Annotated in this window: 14 protein-coding genes; 6 read left to right on the top strand and 8 right to left on the bottom strand. The window is 49.5% G+C overall.

Going from position 1 to position 11,581, the window contains the following annotated elements:
- The coding region (locus B157_RS37300; RefSeq protein ID WP_157618332.1) for a transposase family protein at positions 1-267 on the top strand (267 nt) is incomplete at its 5' end.
- A gap of 530 nt (positions 268-797) precedes the next feature.
- Positions 798-1,814, top strand: coding sequence for a hypothetical protein (locus tag B157_RS0107275; RefSeq protein ID WP_020602700.1), 1,017 nt, complete (start codon positions 798-800; stop codon positions 1,812-1,814).
- A gap of 64 nt (positions 1,815-1,878) precedes the next feature.
- Here B157_RS0107275 and B157_RS0107270 read toward each other — a convergent pair whose 3' ends face one another.
- From B157_RS0107270 to galK, 6 genes are all read right to left on the bottom strand, one after another.
- Positions 1,879-3,084, bottom strand: a complete 1,206-nt coding sequence (locus B157_RS0107270) for an NRAMP family divalent metal transporter (protein ID WP_020602699.1) — start codon at positions 3,082-3,084, stop codon at positions 1,879-1,881.
- 79 nt (positions 3,085-3,163) lie between these two features.
- Positions 3,164-3,688 (bottom strand): Dps family protein, encoded by a 525-nt coding sequence (locus B157_RS0107265; protein WP_020602698.1) that lies wholly within the window; start codon positions 3,686-3,688, stop codon positions 3,164-3,166.
- Positions 3,689-3,759: 71 nt separating this feature from the next.
- Positions 3,760-4,695 (bottom strand): sugar phosphate isomerase/epimerase family protein, encoded by a 936-nt coding sequence (locus B157_RS0107260; RefSeq protein ID WP_020602697.1) that lies wholly within the window; start codon positions 4,693-4,695, stop codon positions 3,760-3,762.
- Between the two features lie 22 nt (positions 4,696-4,717).
- A complete protein-coding gene (locus B157_RS0107255) occupies positions 4,718-5,398 on the bottom strand; it encodes a cell division ATP-binding protein FtsE (protein ID WP_020602696.1) in 681 nt (226 codons plus the stop codon).
- A 111-nt stretch (positions 5,399-5,509) separates the two neighbouring features.
- The gene (gene fsa, locus B157_RS0107250) at positions 5,510-6,169 is read right to left on the bottom strand and encodes a fructose-6-phosphate aldolase (protein ID WP_020602695.1); all 660 of its coding nucleotides are present in this window, start codon (positions 6,167-6,169) and stop codon (positions 5,510-5,512) included.
- A 58-nt stretch (positions 6,170-6,227) separates the two neighbouring features.
- The gene (gene galK, locus B157_RS0107245) at positions 6,228-7,391 is read right to left on the bottom strand and encodes a galactokinase (protein ID WP_020602694.1); all 1,164 of its coding nucleotides are present in this window, start codon (positions 7,389-7,391) and stop codon (positions 6,228-6,230) included.
- A 328-nt stretch (positions 7,392-7,719) separates the two neighbouring features.
- Here galK and B157_RS0107240 point away from each other — a divergent pair, with 328 nt between their 5' ends.
- Genes B157_RS0107240 through B157_RS0107230 form a run of 3 tightly spaced genes read left to right on the top strand, consistent with a single transcriptional unit; the run spans position 7,720 to position 9,668 of the window.
- Positions 7,720-8,439, top strand: coding sequence for a tetratricopeptide repeat protein (locus B157_RS0107240; protein ID WP_020602693.1), 720 nt, complete (start codon positions 7,720-7,722; stop codon positions 8,437-8,439).
- Positions 8,440-8,478: 39 nt separating this feature from the next.
- A complete protein-coding gene (locus B157_RS0107235; RefSeq protein ID WP_020602692.1) occupies positions 8,479-8,829 on the top strand; it encodes a transmembrane 220 family protein in 351 nt (116 codons plus the stop codon).
- A complete protein-coding gene (locus tag B157_RS0107230; protein WP_020602691.1) occupies positions 8,826-9,668 on the top strand; it encodes a hydroxymethylglutaryl-CoA lyase in 843 nt (280 codons plus the stop codon). The genes B157_RS0107235 and B157_RS0107230 overlap by 4 nt, the downstream gene beginning before the upstream one ends.
- 216 nt (positions 9,669-9,884) lie before the next feature.
- Here B157_RS0107230 and dapA read toward each other — a convergent pair whose 3' ends face one another.
- Positions 9,885-10,781: a 4-hydroxy-tetrahydrodipicolinate synthase gene (gene dapA / locus B157_RS0107225; RefSeq protein ID WP_026308551.1), complete on the bottom strand. Its 897-nt coding sequence runs from the start codon at positions 10,779-10,781 to the stop codon at positions 9,885-9,887.
- Between the two features lie 130 nt (positions 10,782-10,911).
- On the opposite strand from dapA, the gene B157_RS0107220 reads away from it, so the two are divergent.
- Complete coding sequence (locus tag B157_RS0107220; protein ID WP_020602689.1) at positions 10,912-11,370, top strand: hypothetical protein; 459 nt, start codon at positions 10,912-10,914, stop codon at positions 11,368-11,370.
- Positions 11,371-11,374: 4 nt separating this feature from the next.
- Here the strand turns inward: B157_RS0107220 and B157_RS34660 are convergent.
- Positions 11,375-11,581, bottom strand: a 207-nt coding sequence (locus B157_RS34660; RefSeq protein WP_041951954.1) for an ISAzo13-like element transposase-related protein, incomplete at its 5' end; no start/stop codon positions are given.

The raw sequence follows: 11,581 nt of genomic DNA, 5'->3' as shown, positions 1-11,581 counted from the left end.
TGGTTGTACCAACCCATCAAGAAGCCTCGTGGCCAGGAATTGAGTATGGAGCAGAAAGCCTACAACCAAGCGGTATCGCGAATTCGGGTTCAGGTTGAACACGTGATTGGGAGTACGAAACGATATCGAATCGTTCGGGATGCATGTCGGTTGCGAAAAAGCGATTTTGTGGGTACGGTGATTCACTTGTGCGCTGGCTTGCACAATTTCAGAGTGACACGAAAGCCTGTTCAGTATCCTAATCATCCTAAGCCTAAATTGACATAAACTCTAATTTGTAGACTGTTTCGGGGCCGCCTATACAGGCCGGGTGCGTCAGGCCTGGTATGCGGCTTCCAGGCAATAAGAAAAAGTGAGCTTCCAGGCGGATGCTATTCTACAGGAAGTCAGGTGAATACCCCGTAAAGTGCCCGGTATGGGCATCCGTAAAGTGCATCATGAATTAACCGTGTTTCTAACTCGTTACCACATAAAACCAGGCTGGGATCGTTTGTATGCACTACTGAAAGAGCATAGTATGTTGGCCAACAAGAAGGCCAGCAAAGTGGCTACGACAGAGTCAAACCACCGCATTGGTGGCCCGGCCGCATTAAGTATCCTGATAAGGCCAAAGACATAAAGTCAACTCGAATTAATGAGGTTTGGTCGGGCCGCTGGTGCGGGTGGGGACTTAACCTATAGCTTAGTGGGCGTTCACTACGCTTATCTGTACATGCTTCTGAAAGGATTAATACGCCCGGCTGCAATTCGGAACGAATTTTGTTCGATATTTACTGCATCCCTAAATCGACTTATTTATGAAACTTTCTACTATCGCCTTAGCTGCATTTACCTTCTTCCTATCGGTAGAGGGATTTGCTCAAAGTCAGGTTATCACGCCCGATAATCAGGTTGTTAGCTTTCAGTCGCCTAATGGTACCAATAACCTGTTTATTGGTCAGAGTACCAGCGCAGTGATTGGTGGCACCTATAATACCTTTATAGGTAGTATGGCCGGCCAGGGAAACACATCTGGCTCATACAATACGTACTTTGGCTACAAAGCCGGGTTCCCCAATACGGTTGGTAGTCATAACACATTCGTGGGCTATGAAGCCGGTAAACTCAACACCGATGGGAGTGATAACGTTTTCATTGGTTATAATGCCGGGCAGGGAAGTAAGCGGGGACAGCGTAATCTGCTGATTGGTCCCAATGCCGGATTTGAGGGGGCCGACGGTTATGATAACACCCTGCTGGGTGCCAATGCCATTGGGGTAGGTGTGGGTCTTTCCAATGCAACAGCCATAGGTGCCAATGCCCGGGTACTGAGCAGTAACGCCATGGTATTAGGCAATAACGTAAACGTTGGTATTGGTACGTCAACTCCCCAGAATCGACTTGAACTGACTGCGGGTGCTGACGGGCGCAGTGGCCTTCGCCTGACGAACATGACTGCCAACTCGCCAGCAAGTGAAGGTACGTCGGCTAAATTTCTGACAGTCAATGAAAAAGGAGATGTGACTTTGGGAGCCCGGCTGTCGGCCCTGGCTATGCACGTACAGCCCACGTCCGAAGGCCAATGGGCCGATTATGTGTTTGCACCAGCGTACCAGCTGCCCTCCCTGAGCGAAGTAGAGAAATTCATTCAGCAGAACAGGCATTTGCCTGAACTGCCGAGCGCGCAGGATATGGTGAAGCAAGGCGTGGATCTGACTACTCTTTTAGCCACGTTGGTGAAGAAGAATGAAGAACTAACGCTTCACCTTATCGAGCAGCAGAAAAGGATCGAGCGATTGGAACAGCAAAATCGTCAGTTGAGCAAAAAGAAATAACGAGTTCTGAACAAAAGGTAAAGGTTCGGGGAATGAATAGCTATTATTCGTTTCCCGAACCTTTTCATTGAAAAGCCAGCCAGATGTTCCGTAAGCCGAGAAAAGCCGTGATGCAAACGATAGCTACGAGCGCAATGTTTTGCCAGAAATTGTTACGATAAGCAGCGGGTAGTAACGTTTTGTTGTTGACAGCTATCAGTAAGAAGATGGCTACTACCGGTAATAGTAACCCATTGGCTACCTGCGCCAGTACAATGATGGGTACGGGCTTGGCACCTAACAACCCAAAGGTCATCCCGACGGCCATTACACCGAGCCATGTTGCCCGGTAGGCCGTTGATTGTACCCGCCACCCCAGCAGGCTTTGGCCGGTAATGGCAGCCGCCAGCGGAGCGGTAAGGGCCGATGAAAAACCAGCCGCAAATAATCCGAAGGCAAATAAGGCTCCCGCCCAACTCCCCAATCGGGTGGCCAGAGTTTGTGCAACATTGAGGAAGGTGAATTCTCCCGTAATCAATGTGCCGGAGATAAGTATCATCATGGAGATTAGCCCGCCAATAAAAACGGCAATACCAATTCCCCAGCGCATTTCAGCTAGGGACTGTTCAGCACCGGCATGGCCCATTCCAGAACCTAAAAACAGGTTATACGGTACGATGGTTGTTCCAATAAGCCCGATGACCAGTACCATTGAACCAGTTGGAATAGAGGGGATAAGCAGGGATTTCGATAAATGGCCCATGTCTGGCGATGCACTCCAGGCTACGTAGGCGAAGGCAATACCCATCCCAAAGACGACAAGGCCCAGAAAACTGGCAATGAACCGGGGGGAACCCTGCCACAACAATCCAGCGCACACTATGCCGACAATTGTGGTTAGTATCTGGGTTGGCAAACCACCGGTAGGAACACCAATCAATAGAGAGAGCCCGCCAACAGCGCCTAATATATTACCAGCCTGATAAGCAGCACAACCCAGGGTTACGGCACCAAACAGAGCGACTATAACCCAGCGGATTCGTTGCCCGTAAGCCTTTGTTAGTAGTTCACCCAGGCTCAGCCCCGATGCCAGGGTAATTCGGGCAGCCGCTTCCTGGAGCAAAACAGTAGCGAGCGTAGAGAAGGTCAATGCCCAGAGCAGGTTGAGACCGAAGCGGGAGCCGGTTACAGCACAGGTCGTAACGGTACCGGGGCCAATGAAGGCGGCTGAGATAACTGACCAGATTAAAACGCTGCTCAGACCAGAGCGCAGGGAGAGGTACTTTGGCACTTTAAAGGATTATGAGTGATGAATGATGAATGATAAGAAATTTTTTCCGCATTCATCATTCATCGCTCACAATTCATGACTAGGAAAGGTACTTCCGCAGCATCCAGGCCATTTTTTCGTGTTCTTCCATCAGACCCGTCAGGAAATCGGCCGTACCTGCATCGTCCAGGTCATCATCGCAGGTAGCTACGTCTTCCCGCAGTTCGCGGGCCATCTGTTCGTGATCGGCCAGGAGTCGTTCAAACATTGCCTGCGTTTTTACTTCGCCACTGTGGTCCTCCTCCAGGCTTGTTTCCTTAATGAAATCGCCCATGGTGGCTAGTGGACGGCCTCCAAGCGTACGAATACGTTCGGCAACCAGATCAATGAACTCTTCGAGCTGGTTGTACTGCTCCTCAAAAAACAAGTGGTATTCTTTGAAACTCGGCCCGGCCACGTTCCAGTGGTACTTGCGGGTTTTGATATAGAGTACGTGCAGGTCGGCGAGGTAAGCGTTGAGCAGCTCATTGGCTTTTGTCATGGATTCTTTCTCCAGGCCAATATTCGGCTGTATATTCTTTACGGGTTTTTCCTGCGTTTCAGGTTTATTTAAATCGGTAGCCATAATAACGTATAGGTAAGTGTTAGTTTACAAACCACGCTATCTAAAAATTGTTGCCACTTTTCGAGTACTGATCAAATTAAACCGGCAAAAACGTCTTTGGCATAAATCAGATCCTGCTTATGCGCTTCCAAAGCGCCCAGTGTATTGGGTGAGCCTTTTTCCAGACATTGCTCCAGGACTAAATTAGGCCGGACGCCCAGTGTTTTCAGGTCGGTTGCCAGCCGTTGGTAGTCAATATCACCCTCATTGAACGTTTCCTGCCAGATACCCGCCTTCGATTGCCGGATATGTACTTCAACAATACGCTTACCGTAAAGCTTCACTACATCAAATAAGGCCACTTGTGAGTTGCCTGATCCCCTATAAACCCAGTGGGCATCCAGGCAGAGTGAAACGTTTTTTGGCTCGGTTGCCAACAGCATATGGTGGAATTCGCGGGCAGCCTGACGGTGTTCGGGTGCGTGGGTATGGTAAGCCAGCGTAATGCCCCGTTTGCGTAGTTCGTCTCCCAGCCGATTCAGGTTTTTGGCCTGCTCAATCAATTCCGGGTCGGTTTTGTCATCGTCGCTGCCCCACTTGATAGGGCTGGGGTTGGTTACAAAAATGGACGTACCGGCAGGGCGGGTGGCTTCGGCGATGGCCAGAACCAAATCAATGGATTTTTGGGCTTCGTCGGTTCGGTGGAGGGTACTGTTTACATATAGGGATGGCATGACCAGCCCGTGTTTTTTTAACAGGGGTAGGAGTTTTATGACTTCGTCAGGCGAATTAATCGCCGGTTCATAAGCCGTTAGTCCCGATTGTGCCAGTTCGCTTAACGATGCATCGGGGTCAGCCATCCACGTTTTACCCTGCCGTCCGTAGAACGTTAGCCAGCTGTAGGAATTACAGGAAATGGGAAACGACTTCGCGGTCTTTTCTGCCTGAGCAGAATGCGTCTCAGAAAGCAGGGCTGTGCCGGTAAGCGCGGCAAGGGAACCTAGAAAATGACGACGGTCAGACAGCATAGTTTTGGGTTAAAAGGCCGACCTAGCCCAGCAACTCCACTACCTGTCCATCCTGACAGCGTAGTACACGGGCCGGGTATTTGTTCAGCAGGTCATAATTGTGGGTTGCCATCAAAACAGCTGTACCCGCATTGTTGATTGCCTGAAAGACTTTCATGATCTGATCAGCCACGGCAGGATCAAGGTTGCCGGTTGGCTCATCGGCGATGAGGATGAGTGGCTCGTTGAGCATTGAGCGCGCAATGACCACCCGTTGCTGCTCACCACCCGAAAGCTGGTGGGGCATTTTTTTCTGAGCAGTGCCCAAACCTACCTGCATGAGTACATCGGCAATGCGGTTATTCATATCTGCCTTGTTTTTCCAGCCGGTGGCCTTGAGCACAAATTTCAGGTTATCTTCAACGGTGCGGTCGAAAAACAACTGGAAATCCTGAAAAACGATTCCGATATGCCGACGTAGATGTGGAACATCGCGGGGTTTCATGGCTTCCAGTTTATAGCCTGCCACAAACCCTGAACCATTCTGAAGCCACAAATCGGCGTATAACGTTTTCAGCAGGGATGTTTTTCCGCTGCCCGTCCGGCCAATCAGATACGCAAAGTCTCCCTTTTGTATCTGAAAGGATACATTGCCCAGGATTAATTTTTTATCCTGATAAATATCGGCATGGTCGAGCGTAAGAACGGATTCGGTCGAGAACATGAGCTGCGAAATAAGGTTTCTGGTTTGTGATTGCGGTTCCCCGCCGGGGCTAACGCTAAACAAATGGTTCTAGCGGGAAACCGCAACCACAGACCGTAGACCGAAAACGATTTATTTCTTTTCTACTTTAGCGTGATCAGCCAGGAATTTAGCTAGGCCACTGTCCGTTAGTGGATGGTTAATCAGCATTTTAATAACACTCAACGGAGCTGTCATTACGTCGGCACCAATTTCGGCGCACTGAATCACGTGCATTGGGTGGCGAACCGATGCGGCCAGCACTTCGGTCGTGTACCCGTAATTTGTATAGATATTAACGATCTGCTCGATCAGGGCCATACCATCGGTCGAAATGTCGTCTAACCGACCCACGAACGGGGACACGTAGGTAGCACCGGCTTTGGCGGCCAGTAGTGCTTGGCCCGCCGAGAAAACCAGCGTACAGTTAGTACGAATACCTTTTTCGGAGAAATACTTGATGGCTTTGATGCTATCGCCACTCATGGGTACTTTCACCACGATATTTTCGTCTATTTCGGCTAGTTCTTCACCTTCTTTAATCATCTCGTCATACGTAACCGAGATGACCTCTGCACTAACATCGCTCTGCACGATTTCGCAGATTTCTTTGTAATGGCGCATCACACTGTCCTTGCCTGTGATCCCTTCTTTAGCCATTAGAGAAGGATTGGTGGTAACGCCGTCGAGAATTCCCATCTCCTGGGCTTCCCGAATGTCAGCCAGATTGGCCGTGTCAATGAAAAACTTCATGGTAAAATAGTGTTAATTGATTGGTTTATGGTCGTTCGTACAGAAGTGTTTTTCTACCTTAACTTACTGCCATAGTAACTGTACCGGTTCCGTCCTGAATTTTACAGGTGTGAAGGTACGTATCTTTCCCTGTTTGGGCTTTGTATTCCCCGGTAATCGCCCGGCTAAAGTGGTCAAGTTCGGCTTCCTGAATCAAATTAATGGTACACCCGCCAAAGCCTCCGCCCATCATGCGTGCTCCCAGAACACCGGGTTGCTGACGGGCAATATCGACCAGGATATCCAGCTCCGGGCAGCTAACTTCATATTGGTGACTAAGCCCCTCGTGCGAGCCGTACATCAGTTGCCCGAAAGCGGCTACGTCGTTCTTTTCCAGGGCCGCTACGCCATCAATAAGGCGTTGGTTTTCCTGAACAACATAAGCGCATCGGCGGTAAATCAACGGTTCCGTGTCCCGCAAATGCTGCTCCAGCATGGGCATGGTCACATCGCGCAGGCTGTTGATGGTTGGGTAAAATACCTGCAAAAACCGGACACCCGCTTCGCATTCGGCCCGGCGCGTGTTGTACTCTGAGTTTACCAGCGCGTGTTTCACCCGTGAGTCGCAGAGCACAATACTGATACCATCCATTTTGAGGGGGGCGTAGGCGTATTCGAGCGAGCGACAGTCGAGTTTAATCACGTGATCTGCCTTCCCCATCATACTGGCAAACATGTCCATGATACCTACTTTGGCACCAACGAACTCGTTTTCGGCCCGTTGTGATAACCGAACCAGCGATATACGGTCAAGCCCCAAGTCCAATAATTCATTGACGGCATAACCAACTCCATTTTCCAGCGCGGCTGATGAGGATAGGCCGGAACCCATTGGAATAGTACCGCCAAAAACGCAGTTGATACCTTTTAGTGTATGACCCGCCAGCCGAAACTGGGCTAATACGCCGAGGAGATAATCAGCCCAGGTAGTGGTAGGAGACAGGTTGTTGAGTGAACCGACAAAGGTTTCATCCAGGTCGTGAGCGAAAAAATGAAGTTCATCATCTGTACGCAAACCAACAGCCAGATAAATAGCTTTATCGATGGCGGCCGGAAGCACAAATCCTTGGTTGTAATCGGTATGTTCACCAATGAGATTGACACGACCGGGCGAACAGATCAGTAAGGGGGCGGTGTGAAATAAACGGCTGAAGGAAGTAGAGAGCTGACTAAGCAGATTCATAGAGTTCAGAGGATTTAGCGATTTGATACAGCTAAATGCATATAACCCGCTAAATAACGTAACTGCACCGGGCAGAAACAAAAAATGGCAAACCAATGTCTCACCGCTACGACCACCTACCCTTGCTTCGGTCAAGACCTGGGGGATTCAGCAGGAGCTGGTAGCACCGATTTGCCGGTACAAAGTTACGTAACTATTACGCAAACGACCAAATTTCACCTGTACCTTTGGTGTTATTAATTCTGAATGAGTGACTGATAGAATGAGTGAATAGTGTCCAGGATACGATTCATTCATTCTATCAGTCACTCATTCTATCATTAAATCTATGAAGCGATCATTATTTATTATCCATTGTACACTGTACATTTTCTTTTCCTGTAACTCATCCGATAAATACGTTGAGCAGGGGCGGGGTTATTTAAAAGAGGGTAAATTTCGGGAGGCTGTACAAGTGCTGAATCAGGCTATCGAGGCCGACGATGAGAATGCCGATGCCTTTATATCGCGGGGAGTGGCTTACTTTGAGTTGAAGGAATATACCAACGCTACCCTTGATTATGAGCAGGCTATAAAACTAAATCCCAGTTTCTACCGGCCTTACTACAATCGGGGTTTGCTGAAAATAGCCCAAAACGATTTGACGGGCGCCCTTAAAGATTACTCAGAGGCCATTAAACTGGCCCCCGATACCAGCCGCCGGATCAGTGCCGAACTGTATTTGAACCGGGGCCAGTTGTTTGCCACGCAGGGACAGATTCAGCCGGCCTTAACTGATTTTTCGCAGGCTATAACGTTAGATTCATTAAACGCACTGGCTTTATACAACCGGGGGTCGATTCGGTTTGAGCAAAAAGACCTTGCCGGGTCCGTTGCCGATTTTCAGCGGGCTGTTAAAGCAGACTCCAAATTCGGGAAAGCCTTTTACGGGTTGGGCATTGCCCAACTCGTGCAAAGTAACCGGGAAACGGGCTGCCTGAATCTGAAACAGGCTCAATTACTGGGCTATGCCGATGCCGTCAATGCGGTGGCGGAGTACTGTAAATGAGTCAATCAGTTATTGATTAACTAGTTACCTATTTATTTTATGCGCAAAGTCATTTCTCTGGTTTTTGGTCTGCTCTTCGTTCTGTTTGCAGCCTTTCAGTACAACGATCCTGACCCTCAGGTTTGGATTCCTATCTATTTGGTAGCAGCTATCGCCTGTTTTATGGCCTTTGCCGGCCTTGGACAACCGGCGGTGTATGCAGTTATCGCGGCTGGGTACGTTATTGCGGCTATCTACCAATGGCCTCCCCGGTTTGAAGGCTTCCTGTTTAGTGAGGTAGGTATGCGGAGTATGAACATCGAAATGGCCCGCGAAGCCGGTGGATTAGCCATCTGCGCGGCCGTGATGGTCATACTATCCTTATTCATGCGTCAACTGGTTCGCCGATGAAACTCATAGAATGTCCGCGGGATGCTATGCAGGGCCTGGACCATTTTGTGCCAACGGACTTGAAAATCCGTTACCTGAATGCTCTGCTGGCTGTTGGGTTCGACACCCTTGATTTTGGAAGCTTCGTTTCTCCGAAGGCAATACCGCAGATGCGGGATACAGCCGGGGTGCTGGCTGGTCTTGAATTAGCGAAAACCAACACGAAGTTGCTGGCTATTGTGGCTAACCTGCGTGGGGCCGAAGAAGCCCTGATCCATGATGTCATTCAGTATATCGGCTTCCCGTTATCTGTTTCAGAAACGTTTCAGCAGCGAAACACGAATAAAACTATTGCGCAGGCCCTAACCGAGGTTGCTGCTATTCAGCGTCGCTGTGCTGACGCCGGTAAAGAACTGGTGGTATACCTGTCGATGGGCTTTGGCAATCCCTATGGTGATGAATACAGCCAAGGCCTGGTGGGGGAGTTCGTTGAAAAGCTGGTGGCGATGGGCGTGAAAATTATTGCCCCGTCGGATACGGTTGGTTCATCGACAGCCGAAGCCATTGAGGCCTTATTCGGGCAGTTGATTCCGGCCTTTCCGACCGTTGAGTTCGGGGCGCACCTGCACGCCCGCCCCGGCGAAGCAGACACCAAAGTGCGGGCGGCTGTCCGCGCTGGTGTCCGGCGTATAGATGGCGCGCTGCGCGGTTTTGGCGGTTGCCCTCTGGCTGCCGACGACCTGACCGGTAACCTGCCAACCGAAGAAATTATTCAGACGTTAGCCACTTTGGGCATACCTGTTGCCATCAACAAGGAAGCGTTGCAAAAAGCCCTGATGCTATCGGCAGGGGTATTTTGAGTGAAGGTAAACGACCTTACGCTGCCAGAACGGAGAATGGCCGTTGACTCAAACTACCAGGGGCGGGGTTTTCTATTCGTTTTATGTGGCAGCGGATTCAGCTACATTCACTCCATACGATGGTGATGATCCGGTACACATTGGACTGGTATAAAAAAATAGGTTCTCCTGTTTATATGAGTACAAACAGGGAACCTATCAAAGGATAAAAACAACTTATGCTACCAGTTCCAGTAACCCGTCGCGCTGCAAAGCAGCCCGTTGCCGTTCGACCAAATCGTCGGAGGCCCGCATGAGGGGAAGTCTTACTTCGGATGAAATAAGCCCCATGATGTCCAGAATACTTTTAACGCCAACCGGATTACCTTCTTCATATAATAAAGGGTCTATTCGCAGAAAATGGCCGAGTTCTTTCTGCGCGAAGGCGAAATCACCCCGCAGGGCGGCCTCAATCATACCGCAAAACTTAGCCGGAAAGGCATTGGCAATGACCGACATAACGCCCACGCCACCGATACTAACGATGGGTACGCCCTGCACATCGTCGCCAGATATAAGCAGGAAATCGTCGGGCTTGTCGCGGGCAATTTCCATGCATTGTTCAATGACGCAGGATGCCTCTTTAACGCCAATGATATTCGGGTGCTGTGCCAGTTCAACAATAGTTTCGGCACTCATGTTGATACCTGTCCGAAACGGAATGTTGTACAGAATCACTGGCACCGGGCTGGCATCGGCCACACGGGTAAAGTGCTCGATAACCCCCCGCTTGCCGGGTTTATTATAGTACGGGCAGACCGACAGAATCGCATCGACGCCGTCGAAGTCAATATCGTTCATGCCTGCTACTACGTCGGATGTTACGTTGCCGCCAACGCCAAAAACGATGGGGAGGTTTTTGGGATTATTCTCTTTGAGGTATTGTAGTAGTTTGGCCTTTTCCTGTTTAGTCACCGTGGGCGATTCGCCGGTGGTACCCTGTAGAACGATATACCGCACACCTCCATCGGAGATGTGCCGAACGATGCGGCCGAAGCCATCAAAATCAATAGATTGGTCAGCGTTGAAAGGTGTTACGATGGCAACCCCTACGCCATGGAACTTAGTATCCATCAGAATAAACAGGAAAGTATTGTACGACAAAGTTACGGGAATTTTGTCGTGAAAAATTTCCTGGGGAAGCGTTCTCTGCTTACAACTCCTGACGGGCAAGGCGGGTCTTACCAGTAAATGACTACATCTCATGAAAAAACGACGTACGCTTCTTTTTCTCTTTTTGCTAACCGGATGCAGTAAGGAGGCTATCCTACCCGATTCTGCCAGTACAACGTTAAACGTAACGAACCAGAAAACCTGGACAACGGAACCCCTTAACGGGGAGTACACTATTCAGTTTCCTGACAACTACGAAGGAAACGGCATGGTCGGTTTTGAAGGACCAACGTTCAGCAAAAGCCGAATAGATAAGCAAATAACGTTCGGTTACTTTTTTTGTGGTTCGACAATCTGTAGCCCTTATGGACAACCCATCACCACTACATCCGCGAGTCTCTATCCGCCAACGGTAGTGTATGCCAATACCACACTGGATAAATCCGTGGCATTTAAGCGGGACGGGCAGTTGCAGGCCGTTTTTTATTTCTCCGGGAAAGCAAAAATGCAGGGAGTACTCTATCTTAGTAATGCTGATAAAATAAGGTGACATTTTAAGCAAGTACGAGATAGGTAAGTTGTGGATTGATTGGATGAGGGCGAATGCGGGTCAGGTCAATTTCCGACCGCGCCGTTTTTAGTCCCTTTTCGTATTGCTTTTCCACTATTCGTACCACTACCGACAATCCTGTTTGAGTGGAAGTCTGGCTAATCAGGTTGCGGACCGTTTCGTAATCCCATAAAATTACCCCCGCCATGGC

Source organism: Spirosoma spitsbergense DSM 19989, from assembly GCF_000374085.1.
GTDB classification, from domain to species: domain Bacteria; phylum Bacteroidota; class Bacteroidia; order Cytophagales; family Spirosomataceae; genus Spirosoma; species Spirosoma spitsbergense.
Note: the sequence above shows the minus strand (reverse complement) of the source record. Positions and strands in the feature narration are given on the sequence as shown.